Below are 22,920 nucleotides of genomic sequence, written 5' to 3' on the forward strand. Positions count from 1 at the left end.
CCGCCCGGTCGCCGCGCGACCAGGCAGCATTGCGGGCATGACCTCCCTCCCTGACCCGGCAGGCGCCGGCGACGCGTACCTGCGCGCCAAGGAGCAAGCCGAGAACTTCCCGGTGGCACTGCGGATCCTCCCGCGCCGCCACCGGGCGCACCTGCACGCCGTGTACGACGTGGCCCGGGTCATCGACGACCTCGGCGACCGGGGTCACGGCGACCGCCGGCCCGCGCTCCGCGACTTCGACGCCGACCTCGACACGCTGTTCGGCGGTGGCACCCCGCGCCACCTGGTGCTCCAGCGGCTGCGCCCCACGATGCTGACCTGCGGGCTCGACGCCAAGCCGTTCCACGACCTGGTCGCGGCCAACCTCCAGGACCAGGAGCGGACGGCGTACGGCACCTTCGACGACCTGGTCGCGTACTGCCGGCTGTCGGCGGACCCGATCGGCCGCATCGTGCTGCGGGTCTTCGGCGCCGCCGGTCCGCGGCTGGAAGAGCTGTCCGACAAGGTGTGCACCGCGCTCCAGATCGTCGAGCATTGCCAGGACGTGGCCGAGGACCGCCGCAACGGCCGGATCTACCTGCCGATGGCCGACCTCGACCGGTTCGGCGTGCGTCCCACCGACCTCGACGCGCCGCGGGCCGGTGCGGCCGTGCGCCAACTGGTCGCGTTCAACGCCCAGCGGGCCGGATCGCTGCTCGACGAGGGCCTGCCACTGCTGCGGCAACTGCGTGGCTGGGGCCGGCTGGCGGTCACCGGCTATGTCGCCGGCGGCCGGGCCACGCTCTACGCGCTGCGCCGCGCCGAGTGGGACGTGCTCACCAGGACTCCCCGCCCCGCGAAGCGCGACATCCTCGCGCAGGCCGTCGCGGCGACGTTCGGCTCGGCGGTGATGTCCCGATGACCGCGCTGAGCACCGCGTACGAGACCTGCGAGGCCATCACCCGCACGGAGGCCCGCAACTTCTACTACGGCATCCGGCTGCTGCCGCCGGCCAAGCGCACCAGCCTCTGCGCGGTCTACGCGCTGGCCCGCCGGATCGACGACATCGGCGACGGCGACCTGGCCCTGGCCGACAAGACCACCGCGCTGCACGGGCTCAAGGCCGAATTGTCCGACATCGACGGCAGCACCGACCCGGTGCTCGTCGCGGTCGCCGACACCGCGCGGCGGTTCCCGTTGCCGGTCGGCGCGTTCGGGGAGCTCGTCGACGGCGTGCAGATGGACCTCAACGGCACGCGCTACGACACGTTCGAGCAGCTCGTCGACTACTGCCGCTGCGTGGCGGGCTCGGTGGGCCGGCTCTGCCTGGGCATCTTCGGCTCCCGGGCCGACCCGCGGGCCAGCGAGTACGCCGACGCGCTGGGCATCGCGCTCCAGCAGGTCAACATCCTGCGCGACATCCGCGAGGACCTGACCAACAACCGCGTCTACCTGCCCAGCGAGGACCTGCACCGGTTCGGGGTGCGGCTCGCGCTGGACGCCAAGGGCAACCTGGTCGACCGCGACGGCGGGCTGGCCCGGTTCATCGCCTTCGCCGCGGAGCGGGCGCGACTCTGGTACGAGCGCGGCCTGCGCCTGCTGCCCCTGCTCGACCGCCGCAGCGCCGCGAGCGCGGCGGCCATGTCCGGCATCTACCGCCGGCTGCTGGAGCAGATCGCCACCAACCCCCGGCTGGTGTACGACCGACGGCTGTCGCTGACCGGCTGGCAGAAGGCGTCGGTGGCGGTGCGCGCGCTGGCGGGTGTGTCGTCGTGAGCACCGACGTCGCGGTCGTCGGCGGCGGCCTCGCCGGGATCACCGCCGCACTGCGCCTGGCCGACGCGGGCCGGCGGGTGACGCTCGTCGAGACCAAGCCGTGGCTGGGTGGACTGACCCACTCGTTCCGGCGGGGCGAGCTCGACGTCGACAACGGGCAGCACGTGTTCCTGCGCTGCTGCACGGCCTATCGCGCCCTGCTAGACCGCCTCGGGGTGACCGGGCAGACCCACCTCCAGGACCGGCTCGACATCGCCGTGCACCAGCCCGGCGTCGGCACGGCCCGGCTGCGCCGCAACAACCTGCCGGCGCCGCTGCACCTGGGTGGCGCACTGCTCGGCTACCGGTTGCTCAGCCCGGTGCAGCGGCTCAGGTTCACCAAGGCCGCCCTGGCGATGAAGGCGCTGGACCGCGGCGACCCGGCGCTCGACGAGCGGAGCTTCGGCGACTGGCTGCGCGAGCAGGGGCAGGACGCGCAGACGATCCGGGCGATGTGGGACCTGGTGGGCCTGGCCACCCTCAACGTGCGGGCCGACGACGCGTCGCTGGCCCTGGCGGCGATGGTCTTCCAGGTCGGGCTGCTGACCGACAACGACGCGGCCGACATCGGCTGGGCCACCGTCCCACTGCGCGAGCTGCACGGCGCGGCCGGGGCGCAGGCGCTGGCCGCGGCCGGCGCGACGGTGCTGACCAGCACGAAGGTCGACGCGATCGAGCGGGGCGAGGACTGCTTCACGCTGCGCCTGCGCGACGCCGAGGCCCTGGTCGCGGCCCAGGTGGTGCTGGCGGTGCCGCCGCCGGTGGCGCACCGGCTGGTTCCCGACCTCGGGCTGGACCCGGACGGGCTGGGCACGTCGCCGATCGTCAACGTGCACCTGGTGCTCGACCGCCCGGTCTCGACGGAGCCGTTCGTCGCGGGCGTCGGCACGCCGATCCAGTGGGTCTTCGACCGCACGGCGTCCAGCGGCCTGCGGACGGGCCAGTACCTCGCGGTCTCGCTGTCGGCCGCCGACGACCTGGTGGACACGCCGGTCGCCGAGCTGCGCGAGCTGCTGTTCCCCGACCTGGAGGCGCTGTTCCCCGCGCTGTCCGAGGCGAAGGTCGTCGACTTCTTCGTGACCCGGGAGCGGAACGCCACGTTCCGCGCCGCACCCGGCTCGCAGCGGCTCAGGCCGTCCGCGGTGACCACCGTCCCGGGCCTTTTCCTGGCCGGGGCATGGACGGACACGGGATGGCCGGCCACTATGGAGGGTGCCGCGCGGAGTGGTGACACGGCCGCGGACGCCGCCCTTGATGCATCCACTGTAGACAAAAGGGCTGGGCGCCCCGCCGGCGGCGGCCCGCAGAGGTGTCAGGGGGTGCCGGCATGACACAGACGCTGCCCGCGTTGGACCGCAGCCGCGAGCATCTGCTCCCGGCGTTGCGGACCGCGATCGCCCGACTCGATCCGGCCAGCCGATTGGCCGCCTCCTACCACCTGGGTTGGTGCGCGGCCGACGGCACGCCCGGTCAGGGCAACGGCGGCAAGGCGATCCGGCCCGCACTGGCGCTGCTGTCCGCCGAGGCGGTCGGCGCACCGGCCCGGGTCGGGCTGCCCGGCGCGGTGGCGGTCGAGCTCGTGCACAACTTCTCGCTGCTGCACGACGACCTGATGGACGGCGACGTCGAACGCCGGCACCGGCGCACGGTCTGGGCCATCTGGGGTGGCGACACCGCGATCCTGACCGGCGACGCGCTGCTGGCACTCGCGCACGAGGTGGTGCTCGAGGCCGGCACACCCGCGGCGGCGCGGGCCGGGCTGCTGCTCGCCTCCACCACCCGCGAGCTGACCCGCGGCCAGGTGCAGGACGTGGCGTTCGAGAACCGCGACGACGTGACGCTCGACGAGTGCATCGAGATGGCCAGCGGCAAGACCGGCTCGCTGCTCGCGGCCAGCGCCGCGATCGGCGCGGTGCTGGCAGGCGCGGCCGAGCCGGTGCAGACCGCGCTCAAGACGTTCGGCGCGCAGGTCGGGCTGGCGTTCCAGCTCGTCGACGACGTGCTCGGCATCTGGGGCGACCCGGTGGTGACCGGCAAGCCGGTCTTCTCGGACCTGCGCTCGCGCAAGAAGACGCTGCCGGTCAGCTATACGCTCGGCGACCCGCGGCACGGCCCGGAGCTGGCCGCCTGGCTGGCCACACCGGGCGAGCCCGACGACGCCGCGCTGCGCAAGGCCGCCGACCTGGTGGAGAACGCCGGCGGGCGCGAGTGGGCGCTCTCCGAGGCGCGGGAGCGCATGTCGCTGGCGGAGAAGGCACTGTCCACCGTCGACATCGACGAGGAAGCACGGACGGAACTGACGGCTCTCGGGAGGTTCATCGTGGACCGGGACTCATGAGCGGGGCGACGGCATGACCACCACGGTCGCCGGGACGCAGGCGCTGGACCAGCCGCCACGGTCGGTCGCGGCGGCGCTGACGGCCGCCGTCGGCCACCTGCGGGCGCGGCAGGATCCGGCCGGCTGGTGGAAGGGCGAGCTGGCCACCAACGTGACGATGGACGCCGAGGACCTGCTGCTCCGGCAGTTCCTGGGCATCCGCACCGAGCGGGAGACCGACGAGGCCGCCCGGTGGATCCGCTCGCAGCAGCGGGAGGACGGCACCTGGGCCAACTTCCACGGCGGCCCCGGCGACCTCTCGACCACCGTCGAGGCGTACGTGGTGCTCAAGCTGGCCGGCGACGACCCGGACGCGCCGCACATGGCCCGCGCCCGCGGTTTCATCCTGGAGATGGGCGGGCTGGAGCGCACCCGGGTGTTCACCCGGATCTGGATGGCGCTGTTCGGCCTGTGGTCGTGGGACGACCTGCCCGAGTTGCCGCCCGAGATGATCTTCCTGCCGCGCTGGTTCCCGCTCAACGTCTACGACTGGGCGTGCTGGGCGCGGCAGACCGTGGTGCCGCTGACCATCGTCGGCAGCCTGCGGCCCGTGCGCCCGCTGCCGATCGGCATCGACGAGCTGCGCACCGGTGCGCGTCCGGTGCCGGCCGCGCCGCCGTGGACCTGGACCGGCTTCTTCCAGCGCACCGACCGGGTGCTCAAGCTCTACGGCCGGCACGCGCTCAAGCCGCTGCGCGAACTGGCCCAGCGGCGCGGCGCCGAGTGGATCCTGGCCCGGCAGGAGGCCGACGGGTCGTGGGGCGGCATCCAGCCGCCGTGGGTGTACTCGCTGCTCGCCCTGCACCTGCTCGGCTACCAGCTCGACCATCCCGCCCTCAAGGCCGGCTTCGCCGGCCTGGACTCCTTCACCATCCGCGAGGAGACCGAGGCGGGCTGGGTCCGCCGGCTGGAGGCGTGCCAGTCGCCGGTCTGGGACACCGCCCTGGCCCTGGTCGCGATGCTCGACGCCGGTGTTCCGGCGACCGACGAGGCGGTCCGCCGTGCGGCGTCCTGGCTGCTCCAGGAGGAGATCGCGGTGCCCGGCGACTGGGCCGTGCGCCGACCCGGGCTGGCACCCGGCGGCTGGGCCTTCGAGTTCGCGAACGACCTCTACCCGGACACCGACGACACCGCCGAGATCGTGCTGGCGCTGCGCCGGGTCGCCGCCGGGCTGCCCGCCGACGACCCGCTGCGGGCCGACATCGAGGGCGCCGTCAGCCGCGGGGTCGGTTGGACGGTGGGCATGCAGTCCACCGACGGCGGGTGGGGCGCGTTCGACGCCGACAACACCCGCACGCTGGCCAACAAGCTGCCGTTCTGCGACTTCGGCGAGGTCATCGACCCGCCGTCGGCCGACGTCACCGCGCACGTGGTGGAGATGCTCGCACTCGAGGGACGCGCCGGCGACCCGGTGACTCAGCGGGGGGTCACCTGGCTGCTGCGCAACCAGGAGTCGGACGGGTCATGGTTCGGGCGCTGGGGCGCCAACTACGTCTACGGCACCGGCGCCGCCGTGCCGGCGCTGGTCGAGGCCGGCGTCGACGCGGGCGCACCGGCCATCCGGGCCGCGGTGCACTGGCTGGTCGCGCACCAGAACACGGACGGCGGCTGGGGCGAGGACCTGCGCTCCTACCGGGACCCGGCGAACTGGGCCGGCAAGGGCGCGTCCACCCCGTCGCAGACCGCGTGGGCGCTGCTCGCGCTGCTGGCCGCGGGCGAGACCGACCACCCGGCGACCCGGGCCGGTGTCGACCACCTGATCAGCACGCAGCGGGCCGACGGTGGCTGGGACGAGGACCACTTCACGGGCACCGGCTTCCCCGGCGACTTCTACATCAACTACCACCTCTACCGGCTGGTCTTCCCGATCACGGCGCTCGGCCGCTACCTGGACGTCACGTGACCAGCACCCGCCGGCACGCGCCGGTCGTCTGTGTCGCCCTCGGCGTGGAGCGGCGGGCGTTGCGCGACGCGCACACCGCGGTGCTGCGGGTCGGCATGGGTCCCCGGCGGGCCGCTGCGGCGTTCCGCGCCTCGGGCGGGCTCGGCGGTCGACCGGTGCTGGTGGCCGGCGTCGGCGGCGGGGTCGGCCCCGGCGTGCGGCCCGGCGACGTCGTGGTGGCCACCGAGGTACGCGGCCCGGACGGCAGCGTCCGCCGGTGCCCGTCGGCCCCGTTGCTCGCCGCCGGCCTGCGCCGGCACGGCCTGGTCGTGCACCTCGGCCCGATCGCGTCCGAACACCGCGTCGCCGGCCGGGCCGCCCGCGCGCGGCTGGCCGCCACCGGCGTGCTCGCCGTCGACACCGAGTCGATCTGGCTGGCGCCCACCGGGTCGCCGTTCGCCGTGGTGCGCGTCGTCGTCGACACGGCCGACGAGCCGCTGCTGCGCCCCGGCACGGTCGGTCGGGGCGTCCGCGCGCTGCGCCGGCTGCGGCAGGCCGCACCGGCCCTGGACGCCTGGGCCGACGCGACCGGTGCCCGCGAGGTGCGACTGGCCAATCCGCGCTCGTTCTGCGCCGGTGTCGAGCGGGCGATCGACGTGGTCGACCGGGCGCTGGCGAAGTTCGGCGCACCGGTCTACGTACGCCGGCAGATCGTGCACAACACCCACGTCGTGCGGGACCTCGAGGACCGGGGTGCGGTCTTCGTCGAGGAGGTCGACGAGGTGCCGCCCGGCAGCGTGCTGGTGTTCGCGGCGCACGGGGTCTCCCCCGCCGTGCGGGCCGAGGCCGAGGCGCGCGGGCTGCGGGTCGTCGACGCCACCTGCCCGCTGGTCACCAAGGTGCACACCGAGGTCCGCCGGCACAGCGCCCGCGAGGCGACCGTCTTCCTGATCGGGCACGCCGACCACGAAGAGGTCGAGGGCACGCTGGGCGAGGCGCCGGCCGACGTGGTCGTCGTCGAGGACGTCGCCGCCGCCGCCCGGGTGGTGCCGCGGGACGCGGGGAACGTCGCGTACGCCATGCAGACCACGCTCGCCGTCGACGAGGCCACCGCGATCGCCGACGTGCTGCGCGAGCGGTTCCCGACCATCGCGGCACCGAAGAGCGACGACATCTGCTACGCCACCACCAACCGCCAGCGCGCTGTACGCGAGATCGCCGAGGGCTGCGACCTGCTGCTCGTCGTCGGCTCGACCAACTCCTCGAACTCGCTCCGCCTGGTCGAGGTCGCCCAGCGGGAAGGCGTGCCGGCCAGGCTCGTCGACTCCGCGGCCGACGTCGACCTCCGCCTGCTCGCCGGGGTGCGCCGCATCGGCGTCACCGCCGGCGCGTCCGCGCCGCCCACCCTGGTCGACGAACTGGTCGACTGCCTCGGCGGACTCGGACCCCTCACCGTGGCGGAGCCGGCCACGGATCCGGAAGTCCTGCGTTTCACATTGCCCAAGGAGGTGAGCTGAACGATGGCCATGCCATTCCGGCAGTCCGTTCGGCTGGGCCGCTACCTGCTCAAGCAGAAGCTGCTCCGCAGGGAGAAGTTCCCGCTGCTCGTCGAGCTCGAGCCGCTGTTCGCGTGCAACCTGAAATGCGCGGGTTGCGGCAAGATCGAACAGCCCGCGGATGTGCTCAAGAAGCGCATGCCCGTCGAGCAGGCGGTTGCCGCGATCGAGGAGAGCGGCGCCCCGATGGTCTCCATCGCCGGCGGCGAGCCGTTGATGCACAAACAGATTGACGAGATCGTTCGACAGCTCCTCGACCGCAACAAGATCGTCTTCTTGTGCACCAACGCGCTGCTGATGCCCAAGCACCTCCACAAGTTCAAGCCGCACCGGAACTTCTCGTGGATGGTGCACGTCGACGGCCTCAAGGACCGCCACGACCTGTCGGTCAACAAGGAGGGCGGCTTCGAGGGCGCGATCGAGGCCATCAAGATGGCCAAGGCGGCCGGTTTCCGGGTGATGACCAACACGACGTTCTTCAGCAACGACTCGCCGCAGAACGTCATCGGCGTCCTCGACTACCTCAACGACGTGGTCGAGGTCGACAACATGCAGATCTCACCGGCGTACGCCTATCAGAAGGCACCCGACCAGGAGCACTGGCTCGGCGTCACGGAGACCCGCGAGCTGTTCGCCAAGGCCTTCGCCAACGGGCGGCGGCGCAAGTGGCGGCTCAACCACTCGCCGATCTTCCTGGACTTCCTGGAGGGCAAGCGGGACCTGGCCTGCACCGCGTGGGGCATCCCGTCCTACTCGCTGCTCGGCTGGCAGCGGCCCTGCTACCTGCTCGACGACGGCTACGCGGCGACCTACAAGGAGCTCATCGAAGAGACCGACTGGGACGCGTTCGGACGCGGCAAGGACCCTCGCTGCGCCAACTGCATGGCCCACTGCGGGTACGAGCCGACGGCGGTGATCGCCACACTCGGATCCCTCAAGGAGTCCATGCGGGCGGCCGTCGGGCGGTGACGCGATGGCCCTCCTTTCGCGCATCCACTGCCCGGCGGACCTGCGGGCACTGCCCGAGTCCGCGCTGCCCGACCTGGCTCTCGAGATCCGCTCTCTGCTGATCGAGACGGTCTCGCGCACCGGCGGGCACCTCGGGCCCAACCTGGGTGTGGTCGAGCTGACCATCGCCCTGCATCGGGTGTTCGACTCGCCGCACGACGCGGTCGTCTGGGACACCGGGCACCAGGCGTACGTGCACAAGATGCTCACCGGCCGCTGGGCCGCGCTCGACAGCCTGCGCCAGGAGGGCGGGCTGTCGGGCTACCCGTCGCGGTCGGAGAGCGCGCACGACATCGTCGAGAACTCGCATGCCTCGACGGCGCTCTCCTACGCGGACGGCCTCGCCAAGGCGTTCGCCATCGGCGGTCGGCCGGACCGGGCCGTGGTGGCGGTGGTCGGCGACGGCTCACTCACCGGCGGCATGGCGTGGGAGGCGCTGAACAACATCGGCGCCGCACCGCAGCGGCCCGTCGTGGTCGTGCTCAACGACAACGGCCGCTCGTACGCGCCCACGGCCGGCGCCGTCGGCCGCCACCTGACCGCGCTGCGCGACGGCGCCGCGGCGTCGGTCTTCGAGCAGCTCGGACTGGCCTACCTCGGCCCCTTCGACGGCCACGACACGGCGGCGGTCGAGGTGGCGCTGCGCAAGGCGCGCAAGCTGGGCACGCCGACGGTGGTGCACTGCCTGACCCGCAAGGGCCTCGGCCACCCGCCGGCGGAACAGGACGAGGCCGACCGGATGCACACGATCGGCCCGGCCGGCCCGCCGTCCTCGGCCCAGAGCTGGACCTCGGTGTTCGGCTCCGAGATGGTGGCCCTGGGCTCCGAGCGGCCGGACATCGTGGCGATCAGCGCGGCGATGCTCGGGCCGACGGGCCTGCAGGCGTTCGCGGAACGCTATCCCGAGCGGGCGTTCGACGTCGGGATCGCCGAACAGCACGCGGTGACGTCAGCGGCCGGCCTGGCCACCGGCGGCCTGCACCCGGTGGTCTGCGTCTACTCGACCTTCCTCAACCGGGCACTCGACCAGGTCCTGATGGACGTGGCCCTGCACCGGCTGCCGGTCACCTTCGTGCTGGACCGAGCGGGCATCACGGGCACCGACGGACCGTCCCACCACGGGATGTGGGACCTGTCGGTGCTGGGCATGGTGCCCGGGATGCGGGTGGCCGCGCCCCGGGACGGCGACCAACTCCGGTCGCTGCTGCGCGAGGCCGTGGCACACCGGGAGGGCCCGACGGCGCTGCGCTTCCCGAAGGCGGACGTCGGACCGGCGTTGCCGGCCGTGGGCCGGCTGGGCAGCGCGGACGTGCTGCGCTGGGGTCCGGCCGGCGGACAACGACCCGCTTCCGCCCCGGGCGGCGCGTGGCACGGCGCCCGGCCGGGCAGCCCGGCACCGGGCAGCGCGGATCCGAGCGGCGCGGGTCCGGGCGGAGCCGGTCCCGGCGGCGTGGGTTCGGATCTGTGGCGTGATGGCTCCGGGACCGGCGTCGGTCCAGGGGCTGCGGGCGGTCGTGGGTGGCAGGTCTCCGGGCACGTCCCGGCTTCCGGGTGTGCCGGGCGGCCGGATCCGGCGCCGGACGGCGTGCTCGTGTTGGCTGTGGGTCCGCTCGGGGCCGCGGCGATGGCGGCCGCTGACCGGCTGGACGTGCCGGTGACCGTGGCCGACCCCCGCTGGCTCCTGCCGGTGGACCCGGAGCTGGTCGCGGCCGCGGCGGCGTACCGGCTGGTAGTGACGGTCGAGGACGGCGGCGCGCACGGCGGCTACGGCGACGCGGTGTCGCGGGCGTTGCGGTCCGCCGGGGTACGCGTGCCGGTGCGCTCGCTGGCGCTGCCGCAGCACTTCCTGGCACACGGCTCGCGCAGTGCGATCTTGAAGGCGCGCGGGCTGGACGCGGAGAGCATCGCCGGTGCGGTGCGGCGGGAGCTGCCGCTGGTGGGATGAGGTGGCTCCCCCGTTTGGACTCGAACCAAAAACCTGCCGGTTAACAGCCGGCTGCTCTGCCAATTGAGCTACGGGGGAAAGCAGGTCTGCCTCGCGGATTTCCCCGCGCTGCGCGACCGGTACGAGAGTACAGGATGCGTGCTGTTTCAGGGGCATCGGGTGGGGGTACGACACGCTCGGCCGTCGGGTTCGCGGGCGTTCCGCCCCGCCGGCCGCGAAAACAGGGCAAATTAGTCAGATGGCGCTTCCGACGCATGGGTCGGTAGCACGATGGGTAGGTACACCGGGGACAGCAACGTCGCCGTGCACGCGGATCGACGCGTCCGGCACACGGAAGGAGCCGCAATGCGCGGAAAGCTTTGGTTCATCGGCGGACTCGCCGCCGGCTTCGTCCTGGGCGCCCGCGCGGGCCGGGAGAAGTACGAAGAGATCGTCACGCAGGCCCGCAAGGTGATGGACCACCCCACGGTGCAGGAAGCCCGGGGGACGGCCCAGGCCCAGGCCGGCCGCCTCATGTCCGAGGGCAAGGACAAGCTGAGCCACACGAAGCTCGGCGAGAAGATGAGCAGCTCGGGCAGCAGCCACGAGCACAGCCACTCGGGTGCGAACGGCCTGACCTCGTCGTCGGCCTCGCCCTCGTCCTCGTCGGCCTCACCGACCAAGCCCATGCCCTGAGTGCGTGGGCAGCCGGAAGGGCCCCTCGCCATCGCGGTGAGGGGCCCTTTCGCGTCCCGGTGCGCGGCTACGATGCCCGGATGGCGGCGTGTCCCGAGCTGACCGTGCCGTGTCTCCCGCGGAGCCGCGGCCATGGTCTCTCCGGGGCAACCCCGGGGGCGGATCACATACCTGGGCACGACACCGCAGGTGCGCGGGCACGCTGCGCGAGCCTCAGCACCCGCACGACCGGGCATCGTCGGGGCACGCCGCCGTGACCGACGCCCGCGGGGTGGCGGTGGCCCTGGCCGATGCCTTCCTGGCAGACGGGGACTGGCGCCGTCCGGCGCTCGCCGATCGCGGCGGGCTGGTCCTGGGCGTTCGCAGGCGCTGGCTCGTGCCGGTCGCGGACGCCGTCGTCGCGGCCTATCCCCGCCGCCCGAGTGACCGGCCGCGTGAGCTGGCCGCCTTCGTCGCCAGCCTCGAGCCGCTGCGCGAGGCCGTCCGCCGTGCCGCGACGCCGATCGTCATCCGCTCGCGCCCGGTCGTCGGGACCCGCATGGTGGCCCATCGCTGGTCGACCCCGGTCGTGGACGACCTCGGCCGCCTCGCCACCGCGTTGGGACTGACGGTCGAAACGCTCGACTGGTACGCCGACCGGCGCGGGATGAACCGGCGGGCGACCGACCAGCGCCTGGCGCACTACCGCTCCCGCTGGGTAGGCCCGCGGCTCGTCGAGGCGCCCAAACCGCGGCTGCGCGCGCTGCAGCGCCGGCTGCTGACCGAGGTCCTCGGGCGCATCCCGGTCCACCCGGCCGCGCACGGCTTCGTGCCGGGGCGGTCGGCGTCGACCTTCGCCGGCGCCCACTCCGGACGGTCCGTCGTCGTCCGGGTCGACCTGGTCGCGTTCTTCGCCACGATCGCCGCCGGGCGCGTCTACGGAATGCTGCGCACTGCCGGCTATCCGGAGCCCGTCGCGCACGCCTTGACCGGGCTCTGCACGATCCGCACACCGGCGAGTGTCCTGCGGCTGGCTCCGCGCGACCTCGTCGACCGACCGGCCCGGCTGGCCGCGCTCCGGGCGGGACACCTCCCGCAGGGGGCTCCGACGTCGCCGGCCCTGGCCAACCTGTGCGCGTTCCGGCTCGACCGGCGCCTGGCCGGCCTGGCCGATGCCTTCGGCCTGGAATACGGTCGCTACGCCGACGACCTGGCCTTCTCCGGTGACCTCCCGCGACCGGCCGACCTGCTGGCCGCGGTGGCGTCCGTCGCACGCGACGAGGGGTTCCGGGTGCATCCGACCAAGACGCGGGTGCGCGGGCGGGGCGACCGGCAGGTGCTCGCCGGCCTGGTGGTCAACGAACGGCCGCTGGCACCGCGCACGGAGTACGACCGGCTGCGGGCCATCCTGCACAATGCGGCGCGGACCGGCCTGGACGCGGCGAACCGGACAGGTCACCCCGCTTTCGCCGAGTACCTCACGGGCCGGATCGCCTGGGTCGGCCAGGGCAGCCCGCACCGCGCGGCGAAGCTCGCCGCCCTGTTGGACGCGGCCCGGGCGGCCGGCCCCGCACCACCTGGGTGATGCGGGGCCTGACCCAGGTCAGTCCTTGCTGGAGAACGCGGCGTCGAAGGCAGCGCTCGGAGCGTCGAAGGCGAGCCGGCGGACGAAGTCGAGCGCCTCGGGGGCGCCGACGAGCCGGTCCATGCCGGCGTCCTCCCACTCGATCGAGATCGGACCGTCGTACCCGATCGCGTTCAGGGCCCGGAAGCAGTCCTCCCACGGCACATCGCCGTGCCCGGTGGAGACGAAGTCCCAGCCGCGGCGCAGGTCGGCCCACGGCAGGTGCGAGCTCAGGCGGCCGCGGCGGCCGTCGCCGGTGCGCACCTTCGCGTCCTTGCAGTCGACGTGGTAGATCCGGTCCTGGAAGTCGAAGATGAAGTTCACCGGGTCGAGCTCCTGCCACACGAAGTGCGACGGGTCCCAGTTGAGCCCGAACGCCGGCCGGTGGCCGATCGCCTCGAGGGTGCGCTTGGTGGTCCAGTAGTCGTACGCGATCTCGCTGGGGTGCACCTCGTGCGCGAACCGCACGCCGACCTCGTCGAACACGTCGAGGATCGGGTTGAACCGGTTGGCGAAGTCCTCGTACCCCTTGTCGATCATGCTGGCCGGCACGGGCGGGAACATCGCCACGGTGTGCCAGATCGAGGAGCCGGTGAAGCCCACGACGGTCTTGACGCCGAGCTTGGCGGCCGCGCGCGCGGTGTTCTTGATCTCGTCAGCGGCCCGCTGGCGTACGCCCTCGGGCTCCCCGTCGCCCCAGATGCGCGCCGGCAGGATGTCCTGGTGGCGCTCGTCGATCGGGTGGTCACAGACGGCCTGGCCGACGAGGTGGTTGGAGATCGCGAAAACCTGAAGGTTGTGCTTGGCCAGGGTCTCGCGCTTGCGGTCGACGTATCCGTCCTCGTTGAGCGCCTTGTCGACGTCGAAGTGATCACCCCAACAGGCGATCTCGAGGCCGTCGTAGCCCCAGTCGGAAGCGAGCTGACACACCTCTTCGAACGGCAGATCGGCCCACTGGCCGGTGAAGAGCGTGATGGGTCGCGCCATTGTCCTTCTTCTCCCTGTGAGTGACCCGGGATCCTGATGGTGGACAGACGCGAGGAGACCGTCCGACGGTCCTTCGCCGCCGCGATCTGCCAGGCCGACGGATACGCCCGAGCGGGTTGCGCCTCCCGCCCGGCCGCCGGCCGCGTCCGCGGCTGCGGGTCCCACTCTAGATCGACGTGCTCGTCCTGGGAACCCAGCGCCGCATTCGGCCACATCGGGTAGCGCGCTGGCTAGGCTTGAGTGCGGCAATTGGGGGCGATATGCGCATTCTGGTTATCGGTGCCGGGGCGGTCGGCGGTTACTTCGGCGCGCGGCTGGCTCAGGCCGGGAGGGACGTGACGTTTCTGGTTCGTCCGCCTCGTGCGGCGGATCTCGCCGAGCGGGGTTTGCGGATTCGCGAGCCGGACACCGAGCCCGAGCGGGTCGACGTGACGACGGTCGAGCGGGTCGCCGACCCGTACGACATCGTGCTGTTGGCGGTGAAGGCCTTCGCCCTGGACGGCGCGATTCGCGACTTCTCGCCCGCCGTCGGTCCACGGACGACGATCGTGCCGTTTCTCAACGGGCTCGCGCACATCGACCGGCTCGTCGGCGCGTTCGGAGTCAAGGTGTTCGGCGGGGTCTGTTACGTCACCACCATGCTCACCGACGACGGAGAGATCGTGCGGCTCGGCGGTCCGCGGCAGATGCGCTACGGTCCGCTGTCGGGCGCGCCGGCGCAGGGTGCCGACGACGTGCGGGAGGCACTAGCCGGAGCCGGCTTCGACTCCGAGCTCTCGAGCACCATCGAGACGGAGATGTGGGAGAAGTGGGTCTTCCTCGCCTCGGTCACGGCGGTGAACTGTTTGGCCCGCGGCACGGTCGGCGACGTCAACGCGGTGCCGGGCGGCGCCGACCTCGCCACCGCGATCGCCGACGAGGCCGCGCGGGTCGCGACGGCGGCCGGTTTCCCACCAGGGCCAGAAGCCACCAGGCACCTGCTCGCCACCCTGACCGCGACCGCGGCGCCGACGACCTCGTCGGTCTTTCGTGACCTGCGCGCCGGCCGGCGAGTCGAGAAGGACGCCATCATCGGCGATCTGGTGTCTCGCGCCCGCGACCTCGAGGTGCCCACTCCCCTCTTCGCGGCCACCGCCGTCAACCTGTCGGTCTACCAGCGGAACCTCGACGCCTGAAGGCCGGCTCGCCACCACGTCGCCGAAGGGCCGGATCGGTCGTTGCCCACAGCCGCAGGTTATCCACAGGCCTTCTGCACGACGGTTGCCCAGGGCGGCGCCGGGCATCCACTCTGTCCCCAGTGAATCCGACACTCGCAAGGGCACTCGCCGCAGGAGGCGGAGTGGTGTGCTGGCGGTCCCCGCACGACATGTCGGTGCCACGGTGGGCGCTCGACGACGGCCGACGCACGGGCGCCCTGGCGCGATTACTGCCCGGCGTGTATGCGAGGTCGTCATCGGTGGACGACCCAGCGATACTCCGCCGGGCAGCGCTGGCCTATGCCGGCAGCAGCCCGCGCCAACCGCCCAACCAAGGCGGGGAGGGTGGGGGTGGGGCCCTCAGTCATACGTCCGCGTTGGCGGTCTTCGGGCTCTTGGACGACGGGTTGGTCGGGGCCGAACACGTGACGGTCGGGCGGCGGTCGGCGGTGCGCTCGCGGGGCTGGCTGATCGTGCATCACTGCAACGAGCCACCACAAAGTGTCGGGCGGAACGGCCTCACCGTTACCGGACTCGAGCGGTCGTTGGTCGACGCCTGGGCGTGGTTGCCGAAAGATCACCGGCGGGCCCCGATCATCGCCGCCGTCAACGGGCGTCTCACCACCGCGCAGCGGGTCGGGGACGCGCTGGTCGCGGCACCCAAGCTCGCCGGTCGGGCAGAGCTTCGTCAGGTGCTCGCCAAGCTCGCCGCCGGATGCCGGAGCCCGTTGGAGATCTGGGGCGATGACCATGTCTTCACCGCGCCCGGCATGCCGGCGTTCGCGCGGCAGGTTCCAATCCGACTCGACGGTTACACCACTTATCTGGATATCTTCCACGAGGCGACGCGGGTCAACTTCGAGCTCGATGGTGCCAGCGTGCATGGCGGCACGAGGCAGCGGGAGATCGATCTGCGCCGAGACGCGGCGCTCGCCGCGCGTGGGATTCTGGCCGTGCGGTTCAGCCACGCACGCTTGACCCGTGAGCCCGAGGCAGTGCGTCGGGAGGTCTGGACCATCCTCAGGAACCGCGGTACGCCCGCCGGCTCATGATCGAGTGAGGCCCATCGGGTGACCGGCACACTGCCACGAAGATCGGGTGCACCTCAGCTGGTCCCGTCGCGGCGTGTCGCCCAGACCAGCCACACACGATCACGCCAATCCGCTCCCGCTGACCAGATCTCGCGCACCCGATCAACGGCGACCAGCGACACGCCGCCGCGACCCACCCCACAGTCCTTCGAAACGCGGCCACATCGCGTGCGCCGGCCCAAATGAGACGCGGCCGGACTTCGCCTAAGGACCAACAGGCCAGCGCGGACAACACGAGCAGGAGCTGCGAGTTTCAGCGACTGGACCCCATCGACCAGCGGCGCGAGGGACGAAGACCGGTTGCCTACGTGCGAAGTCGCGAAGACCTCGGGATTGCCCGAGGATGCGATGATCGCCAAGGTCAAGTGGGCTATGGCATGGTTGCGGTCCGCACGGGGTGGCCTCACATCGCGCGAGCTCCTACCCGCCTGGGCAAATGGCGACGCACCCTCCGCAGGGCAGGGGCGGAGGGTGCGTCGGGTGGAGGCGGTGACCGGCACGGGTTGTGGGCGTCCCGTACCGGCCACCGCGGCCTTACGGGAGCGTCCACCTCTGGTTCGCGGCCCCGTTGCAGGCCCACAGGTGGACGACCGTGCTGTCCGCGGAGTTGTTGCCGCTCACGTCCGCGCACTTGCCGGAGTTGGCGTTGACCAGCGACGAGTTCGCGCCGGCCGACCAGCTCTGTGCCCCGCTTCCGTTGCAGGTCCACAGCTGGATCTTCGTGCCGTTGGCCGTGCCGCTGCCGTTGACGTCCAGGCACTTGCCCAGCGCCCGCAGCGTGTTGCCGTTGCGCGTCCAGGTCTGCGCGGCCGACCCGTTGCAGGTGTAGAGCTGGATCTGCGTGCCGTCGGCCGTGCCGCCGTTGCGCACGTCCAGGCACTTGCCCGCGAGGCCGACGATCGGGCCGGTGCCCGTCGACGCGGTCTTCACGAACGTGAAGTCGTCCACATCGAACAGTCCGGTGCCGGAGCCGGTGAACGTCAGGTACACGTTGGCCGTCCCCGAAGGCACCCCGGTCAACGAGGTCGAGACATTGGCGTACGTGTCCCACGACCCTGTGTTCGGCACCGCGACCGTACCGAGAACGGAACCCGACGTGGATCCGTTGCGCACCTGGATCGTGCCGCCAGCACCACCGGAGACCACGCGTGCCCGGAAGGACGTCGCGCCGGCCACGTTGACGCCGTTGTAGGCCGCCCAGTCGCCCGGCTCGATGTAGCCCAGCGTCTGCCCGTTGTTGGCACCCGCCTTGGTGAACGCCTGCACCCCGGACGCCGACGAGAACGACTCGGCCTGCACGGTCACGTCACCACCGGAAGGCGGCGTGCCCAGCTCCTTGATCCGGACGTTCCGGAACGACACGTCGTCACCGGTGCCGTGGTTCTGGAGGCCGATGTGGCCCGCCAGCGACCGCGCCGCCACCGTGTTGGTGAAGTCGTTGATCTTCACGCCGTTCAGGAAGATCTGCAGCCGCTCTCCCTCGACCAGGAGTTCGTACGTGTTCCACTCCCCCGGCGGGTTCAAAGCAGCATCCCGAGCGGCGATGTCCGCCGACTTGAACGTGTAGACCGACCCCGTCGTCCGGTCGGCCGCGTCCGTCGCGTCGATCTGGATCTCGTAGCCGTTGTCGACCGCCGACCATGGGTCCGTCGACGGCGGGAACCCGATGAAGATGCCCGAGTTGTCGTCGCCGTCCATCTTCCAGTCGAGCTTCAGCGAGTACGACGTGTACTGCTTGGCGCTGTACCAGTAGAGGCCCATGCCGCCGGTCGACTTGAGCGTGGCGTCGCTGTTGGTGAAGGAACCCGGACCGGCCTGCGACCAGCCGGTCGTCGACCCGTTGTAGATGGCCGTGTAGCCGGTCTCCGGCCGGCAGTCGGCGTCGGTCCGCGACGCGGCATACCGGATGCCGCCGAGCAGCATCGAGCGGAAGTTCGTCTCCGCGTACGAGGCCTGCGTGTGCCCGAGACCGGTGTAGAAGGACCGCCCACCGTCGTACGCCTTGCACCAGATGATCGGGTGGTCGGCACCCATGGAGCCGCCGGAGTACGACGACTCGTCGAGGGTGGCCAGCACCCGCGCGGTGGACCGGGGGTTGGTGCGGTAGTTGTAGAGCTCGTCGGTGCGGGTCCAGGTCTGCGGCAGGTGGGCGGTCGCCGCCGTGCCCCGGTTCTCCACCTTGATGTTGGCCTGCTGGATCGCCGGGTGCGAGTTGAAGTACGCGCCGACGAGGTTGCCGTACCAGGCCCAGTCGTACTCGGTGTCGGCCGCCGCGTGCACGCCGACGTAGCCACGACCGGAGCGGATGTAGTTCTCGAACGCCGTCTGCTGCGTCGCGTTGAGCACGTCGCCGGTCGTCGAGAGGAACACCACCGCCTCGTACGGCGACAGGCCGGAAGCGGTGAAGGTGTTGGCGTCCTCGGTGGCGGTGACCGTGAAGTTGTTGGCCGCACCGAGGTCACGGATGGCCTGGATGCCGGCCGGGATCGCGTCGTGCCGGAACCCGGCGGTTTTCGAGAAGACCAGGACGTCGTACGCGGCGTCGGCGGCACTGGCCGGCCCCGCCTGTGCCGTACAGGCGATCACGGCCAACGCGGCGGTGAACGCGCCTAGGGCGGTCCGGATGAGTCTGCGCATCTGCACTCCCAGGGACGAGCGGGGGCGCCTGGGCGGACGCCCCCGCATTCAGGGTCAAGGCAGGGTCCACCGCTGGTTCGCGGCTCCGTTGCAGGTCCACAGGTGGACCACCGTGCTGTCGGCCGAGTTGTTGCCGCTCACGTCGGCGCACTTGTTGGAGCCGGCGTTGACCAGCGAGCTGTTGGCGCCGGCCGACCAGTTCTGGGCCGCCGTGCCGTTGCAGGTCCAGAGCTGGATCTTCGTGCCGTCGGCCGTGCCGGCGCCGCTGACGTCCAGGCACTTGCCCAGCGCGCGCAGGGTCGAGCCGTTGCGCGTCCAGCTCTGCGAGGCGGTGCCGTTGCAGGTGTAGAGCTGGATCTGGGTGCCGTCGGCCGTGGCGCCGTTGCGCACGTCCAGACACTTGCCGGCCAGACCGACGATCGGCCCGGTGCCGGTGCCACCGGTCGTGGTGTTGAACGTGAAGGCGTCCAGGTCGAACAGCGCCCCGGTGCCGCTACCGGCGAACGTGAGGTAGAGCGTGGTCGTGCCGCTCGGGAGACCGGACAGGTTGGCAGTGACGTTGGTGAACGTCTCCCAACTGCCGGTGTTGGCCACCGCGACCGAGCCGAGGACCGTGCCGGTCGCCGAGCCCGCCCGCACCTGGAGGGTGCCACCGGAGCCACCCGAGGAAACCCGGGCGGTCAGCGAGGTGGCGTTATTGATCTTGTACGGGTCGAACGAGATCCAGTCGCCGTTGTGCACGTCGCCGACCGTCCGGCCGCCCTCGGCACCGGTCTTGGTGATCAGCGAGACGCCGGACATCGTCTTGTAGTGCTCGGCCTGGCGACGCTTGGGCTGGAGGGTGAACTGCTTGTGCGTGGTCAGGCCGCCGTTGTCCGTGTATTCGGCGTCGAAGATCGCGAAGATGTTCGCCGCCGCGTCGTGCTCCCCGTCGGTCGGGACGGTGATCGACCCGGAGCAGCCGTTGACGGACGTGATCTGGTGGCCGTGCTGGTCGTGCCCGAGGACGTACGTCATCTTCGCCCTGGCGCAGTTGACCGTGCCGTCCTCGGGGTCGCTCGCCGAGATCGTGAACGGGATCGTGTCGCCGAAGCTGAAGAGCTGGCCGTTGCCCGGAACCGTGATGTTGACGGTCGGCGCGGTGTTGCCGACGCCGATCTGCACGCTCGCCGTGCCGGTCGCTCCCTGCGGGTCACGCACGGTCAGCGTCGCGGTGTACGTGCCGTTGCTGGTGTACGTCTTCGACGGGTTCGCGGCCGTCGACGTGGTGCCGTCGCCGAACGCCCACGAGTACGTCAGGGTGCCGCCGTCGGGGTCCGTGGAGCCGGCCGACGAGAACGCGACGGTGAGCGGTGCCTGGCCGGAGGTGGGCTGGGCGGTGGCGACGGCGGTCGGCGCGCGGTTGCCGCCGGCCACGTAGTCGAACCGGTAGAGCGCCGAGTTGGCGTCACCGTTGAAGTAGCCGGTGCCGTAGTCGAGCACGTAGTACGCGCCGTCCGGCCCGAACGCCGAGTCCATCACCTGCTTGCCGACCCAGGGGAAGGTGTCGATCGTGCCGCGGGTGCCGTCGGAGTTGACGTGGATCGGCTTGATCCAGCCTCGCCCGAACTCGGTGGCGAAGAACTGGCCGTCGAAGGACTGCGGGAACTTCGTGGTGGAGGTGCTCGACGCGTTGTATCGGTAGACCGGGCCACCCATCGGCGACTCGGAGCCGCCGCCGAACTCGCTCGGGGTGCCACTGTCGCCGGCGTACTTGATCCAGGCGGGCCGGGCGGCGGGCAGCGTGCTCTGGCCCGTGTTGCGGAACGAGTTGTTGGTAGCGCCGCCGGAGCAGTTGTACTTCGGGCCCGTGGAGTTGGTCGCGAAGTTCCACTCGTTGTAGGTCTCGGTGGTGGTGTTGGTGCCGGTGCAGTACGGCCAGCCGTAGTTGCCGGGCGAGGTGACCCGGTTGAACTCGACCTGGCCGGACGGTCCGCGGTTGGCGTCGGTGGAGCCCGAGTCCGGCCCGTAGTCGCCGACGTAGACCACGCCGGTGGCCTTGTCGACGCTGATCCGGAACGGGTTCCGGAAGCCCATCGCGTAGATCTCGGGCCGGGTGTTGGCGGTGCCCGACGCGAACAGGTTGCCCGACGGTATCGAATACGTCCCGTTGGCGTTCACCTTGATCCGCAGGATCTTGCCGCGCAGGTCGTTGGTGTTGCCCGCGGACCGCTGCGCGTCGTACGCCGGGTTGCGGTTGGTGCGCTCGTCCAGCGGCGAGTAGCCGGCCGAGTCGAACGGGTTGCTGTCGTCGCCGGTCGACAGATAGAGGTTGCCGGCCGCGTCGAAGTCGATGTCGCCGCCGACGTGGCAGCAGATGCCCCGGTCGGCCGGCACGTCCAGGACGGTGACCTGGCTGCTCGTGTTGAGCGTGAAGTCGGCGTTGAGCGTGAACCGGGCGAGCCGGTTGACGCCCTGCCAGGCGGTCCAGCTCGTGCCCGTGGCCGGCGCGTCACCGGAGGGTGTGGACAGCGGCGGAGCGAAGTAGAGGTAGATGAACCGGTTGCTGGCGAACCCCGGGTCGACGCCGACGCCCTGCAGGCCCTCCTCGTCGTGGGTGTAGACGGGGATGGTGCCGATGACGGTGGTGGTGCCGTTGGCGTCGGTGCGGCGGAGCTGGCCGCCGCGGGCGGTGTGCAGGACCGAGCGGTCCGGCAGCACCGCGAGCGACATCGGCTCGCCCATCTCGGAGACGCCCTTGGCCAGGGTGACCTGCTGGAAGTCGGTGGCGTTGATCGTGTGGGCCTGCGCGGCGGGCGCGCTGGCCAGGGTCGCGTGAAGTGTGGCGGCGACAAGCAGCAACGCGGAGCCGGCGGCTCGACGGCGCAACTTGCGACGAGCGTCCATAAGAGACATGGACAGTCCCTTCCTGACGTTTCTTGCCAGGCAGGGCGCGCGCCGTCGCGCCTGGTGCCGTAGCGGATTCCAATTCTGTAAACCGCGGTGGACGACACAGTAAATTAGTTCAGGGACATGTGTCTATAGCTTCTGTCGCAGATGGCTCCACTTTTGCCGGTACGACGAAAAGTGGGTCTAGAGCTGCCGGTCGACGGCCTCGGCGGCCAGCGCCGTGAGCACGGGAAGGGCCTCCGCCGAGACCGGGGCGTCCGCGAGGGCGCCCAGCGCCGCGTCCGTGCGCACCTTGATCATCTGCTCGATCCGGCTGAGCGCGCCGGTGTCGATGATGACCTGACGCAGCTCCGCCGCACCGTCGGGATCGAGGTCAGGGTTGCCGAACAGCTCCTTGAGCCGGCGCTGCTGGTCCCGGTCGGCACTGCCCCGGGCCAGCGCCATCATCACCGTGGGCTTGCCCTCGCGCAGGTCGTCGAGGATGGACTTGCCGGTCACGGCCGGGTCGCCGAACACGCCGAGCACGTCGTCGCGGAGCTGGAAGGCGTCGCCGAGGGGGTCACCGAACGCGGCCAGGGCGGCCAGCGCCTCCTGGTCGGCGCCGGCGAGCGCCGCGCCGATCTGCAGCGGTCGGGTCACCGTGTAGCGGGCCGCCTTCATCCGGATCACGGTCAGGGCGCTGGCCACCGAGCCGTCGCCGACGCCCGAGACCAGGTCCAGGTACTGACCGGCGATCACCTCGGTGCGCATGATGGCGAACACGCCGTACCCCTGGTGCACCTGCTCGGCGTTCAGGCCGCACTCGTGGAACATCTGGTCGGCCCAGGCCGCGCAGAGGTCGCCGCAGAGCAGCGCGGTGTTGCGGCCGTAGGAGGCGGGGTCGCCGCGCCACGACGAGCGGGTGTGCAGGTCGGCGAAGAGCCGGTGCACCGACGGCTCGCCACGCCGCCGGTCGCTCCCGTCCATGATGTCGTCGTGGATCAGCGCGAACGCGTGGAAGAGCTCCAGCGCCGCCGCGGCCGCGATGATCGGTGCGCCGTCGGCACCCCCGGCCGAGCGCCAGCCCCAGTAGCAGAACAGCGGCCGGAGCCGCTTGCCGCCGGCGAGCACGAAGCGGTGCAGCGTCGTGAAGACGCCACGCGGCGCGCCGTCGGGCCAGTCCGGATCCTGGCGTTCCAGGAAAGCGGCCAGCTCGGCGTCGAACCGCGCGCGCAGCTCCGCGGCGTCCATGGGGCGGACGTCGACCGTCATCACTCCTCCTTGGCGGCCCGCAGGCCGAC

Annotated in this window: 16 protein-coding genes and 1 tRNA gene; 12 read left to right on the forward strand and 5 right to left on the reverse strand. The window is 71.7% G+C overall.

Going from position 1 to position 22,920, the window contains the following annotated elements:
- Positions 1-37: 37 nt before the first annotated feature.
- Genes hpnC through AB0J88_RS38680 form a run of 8 tightly spaced genes read left to right on the forward strand, consistent with a single transcriptional unit; the run spans position 38 to position 10,562 of the window.
- Entirely contained in the window at positions 38-901 is an 864-nt protein-coding gene (gene hpnC, locus AB0J88_RS38645) for a squalene synthase HpnC (protein ID WP_364360686.1), read from the forward strand.
- Positions 898-1,755, forward strand: a complete 858-nt coding sequence (hpnD, locus tag AB0J88_RS38650) for a presqualene diphosphate synthase HpnD (RefSeq protein WP_364360684.1) — start codon at positions 898-900, stop codon at positions 1,753-1,755. Before hpnC ends, hpnD begins: the two co-directional genes overlap by 4 nt.
- A complete protein-coding gene (gene hpnE, locus AB0J88_RS38655) occupies positions 1,752-3,125 on the forward strand; it encodes a hydroxysqualene dehydroxylase HpnE (protein ID WP_364360682.1) in 1,374 nt (457 codons plus the stop codon). The genes hpnD and hpnE overlap by 4 nt, the downstream gene beginning before the upstream one ends.
- On the forward strand, positions 3,122-4,132 hold the full coding sequence (locus AB0J88_RS38660; RefSeq protein WP_364360680.1) for a polyprenyl synthetase family protein: 1,011 nt from the start codon (positions 3,122-3,124) through the stop codon (positions 4,130-4,132). Before hpnE ends, AB0J88_RS38660 begins: the two co-directional genes overlap by 4 nt.
- 13 nt (positions 4,133-4,145) lie before the next feature.
- Positions 4,146-6,074, forward strand: coding sequence for a squalene--hopene cyclase (shc, locus tag AB0J88_RS38665; protein ID WP_364360678.1), 1,929 nt, complete (start codon positions 4,146-4,148; stop codon positions 6,072-6,074).
- On the forward strand, positions 6,071-7,570 hold the full coding sequence (ispH, locus tag AB0J88_RS38670; protein WP_364360676.1) for a 4-hydroxy-3-methylbut-2-enyl diphosphate reductase: 1,500 nt from the start codon (positions 6,071-6,073) through the stop codon (positions 7,568-7,570). Before shc ends, ispH begins: the two co-directional genes overlap by 4 nt.
- A 3-nt stretch (positions 7,571-7,573) precedes the next feature.
- The gene (gene hpnH, locus AB0J88_RS38675) at positions 7,574-8,578 is read left to right on the forward strand and encodes an adenosyl-hopene transferase HpnH (RefSeq protein ID WP_364360674.1); all 1,005 of its coding nucleotides are present in this window, start codon (positions 7,574-7,576) and stop codon (positions 8,576-8,578) included.
- A 4-nt stretch (positions 8,579-8,582) separates the two neighbouring features.
- Positions 8,583-10,562, forward strand: a complete 1,980-nt coding sequence (locus tag AB0J88_RS38680) for a 1-deoxy-D-xylulose-5-phosphate synthase (protein ID WP_364360672.1) — start codon at positions 8,583-8,585, stop codon at positions 10,560-10,562.
- 2 nt (positions 10,563-10,564) lie between these two features.
- Here the strand turns inward: AB0J88_RS38680 and AB0J88_RS38685 are convergent.
- Positions 10,565-10,640 (reverse strand) — tRNA-Asn (locus AB0J88_RS38685).
- Positions 10,641-10,907: 267 nt separating this feature from the next.
- Between AB0J88_RS38685 and AB0J88_RS38690 the strand changes: the two genes are divergently transcribed.
- Positions 10,908-11,237 (forward strand): hypothetical protein, encoded by a 330-nt coding sequence (locus tag AB0J88_RS38690; RefSeq protein WP_364360670.1) that lies wholly within the window; start codon positions 10,908-10,910, stop codon positions 11,235-11,237.
- Between the two features lie 253 nt (positions 11,238-11,490).
- Complete coding sequence (locus AB0J88_RS38695) at positions 11,491-12,801, forward strand: reverse transcriptase family protein (protein ID WP_364360668.1); 1,311 nt, start codon at positions 11,491-11,493, stop codon at positions 12,799-12,801.
- 18 nt (positions 12,802-12,819) lie between these two features.
- Here the strand turns inward: AB0J88_RS38695 and AB0J88_RS38700 are convergent, their stop codons facing one another.
- Positions 12,820-13,827 (reverse strand): sugar phosphate isomerase/epimerase family protein, encoded by a 1,008-nt coding sequence (locus AB0J88_RS38700; protein ID WP_364360666.1) that lies wholly within the window; start codon positions 13,825-13,827, stop codon positions 12,820-12,822.
- Between the two features lie 260 nt (positions 13,828-14,087).
- On the opposite strand from AB0J88_RS38700, the gene AB0J88_RS38705 reads away from it, so the two are divergent.
- Together AB0J88_RS38705 and AB0J88_RS38710 are read left to right on the forward strand one after the other, a co-directional pair.
- On the forward strand, positions 14,088-15,002 hold the full coding sequence (locus AB0J88_RS38705; RefSeq protein ID WP_364360664.1) for a ketopantoate reductase family protein: 915 nt from the start codon (positions 14,088-14,090) through the stop codon (positions 15,000-15,002).
- Between the two features lie 398 nt (positions 15,003-15,400).
- Positions 15,401-16,075, forward strand: a complete 675-nt coding sequence (locus AB0J88_RS38710) for a DUF559 domain-containing protein (RefSeq protein WP_364360662.1) — start codon at positions 15,401-15,403, stop codon at positions 16,073-16,075.
- Between the two features lie 573 nt (positions 16,076-16,648).
- Here AB0J88_RS38710 and AB0J88_RS38715 read toward each other — a convergent pair.
- From AB0J88_RS38715 to AB0J88_RS38725, 3 genes are all read right to left on the reverse strand, one after another.
- Entirely contained in the window at positions 16,649-18,751 is a 2,103-nt protein-coding gene (locus AB0J88_RS38715) for a ThuA domain-containing protein (protein WP_364360660.1), read from the reverse strand.
- 54 nt (positions 18,752-18,805) lie between these two features.
- Positions 18,806-21,637 (reverse strand): PQQ-dependent sugar dehydrogenase, encoded by a 2,832-nt coding sequence (locus AB0J88_RS38720; RefSeq protein WP_364360734.1) that lies wholly within the window; start codon positions 21,635-21,637, stop codon positions 18,806-18,808.
- Between the two features lie 186 nt (positions 21,638-21,823).
- Positions 21,824-22,891, reverse strand: coding sequence for a polyprenyl synthetase family protein (locus tag AB0J88_RS38725; RefSeq protein ID WP_364360658.1), 1,068 nt, complete (start codon positions 22,889-22,891; stop codon positions 21,824-21,826).
- Positions 22,892-22,920: the final 29 nt, after the last annotated feature.

The sequence above is a fragment of the Asanoa sp. NPDC049475 genome (assembly GCF_040676915.1).
GTDB lineage: Bacteria > Actinomycetota > Actinomycetes > Mycobacteriales > Micromonosporaceae > Asanoa.

Coding starts and splice junctions, on each gene's coding strand:
- hpnC (WP_364360686.1), top strand. CDS start 38: ATGACCTCCCTCCCTGACCCGGCAGGCGCCGGCGACGCGTACCTGCGC.
- hpnD (WP_364360684.1), top strand. CDS start 898: ATGACCGCGCTGAGCACCGCGTACGAGACCTGCGAGGCCATCACCCGC.
- AB0J88_RS38660 (WP_364360680.1), top strand. CDS start 3,122: ATGACACAGACGCTGCCCGCGTTGGACCGCAGCCGCGAGCATCTGCTC.
- shc (WP_364360678.1), top strand. CDS start 4,146: ATGACCACCACGGTCGCCGGGACGCAGGCGCTGGACCAGCCGCCACGG.
- hpnH (WP_364360674.1), top strand. CDS start 7,574: ATGGCCATGCCATTCCGGCAGTCCGTTCGGCTGGGCCGCTACCTGCTC.
- AB0J88_RS38680 (WP_364360672.1), top strand. CDS start 8,583: ATGGCCCTCCTTTCGCGCATCCACTGCCCGGCGGACCTGCGGGCACTG.
- AB0J88_RS38690 (WP_364360670.1), top strand. CDS start 10,908: ATGCGCGGAAAGCTTTGGTTCATCGGCGGACTCGCCGCCGGCTTCGTC.
- AB0J88_RS38700 (WP_364360666.1), bottom strand. CDS start 13,827: ATGGCGCGACCCATCACGCTCTTCACCGGCCAGTGGGCCGATCTGCCG.
- AB0J88_RS38705 (WP_364360664.1), top strand. CDS start 14,088: ATGCGCATTCTGGTTATCGGTGCCGGGGCGGTCGGCGGTTACTTCGGC.
- AB0J88_RS38715 (WP_364360660.1), bottom strand. CDS start 18,751: ATGCGCAGACTCATCCGGACCGCCCTAGGCGCGTTCACCGCCGCGTTG.
- AB0J88_RS38720 (WP_364360734.1), bottom strand. CDS start 21,637: ATGGACGCTCGTCGCAAGTTGCGCCGTCGAGCCGCCGGCTCCGCGTTG.
- AB0J88_RS38725 (WP_364360658.1), bottom strand. CDS start 22,891: ATGACGGTCGACGTCCGCCCCATGGACGCCGCGGAGCTGCGCGCGCGG.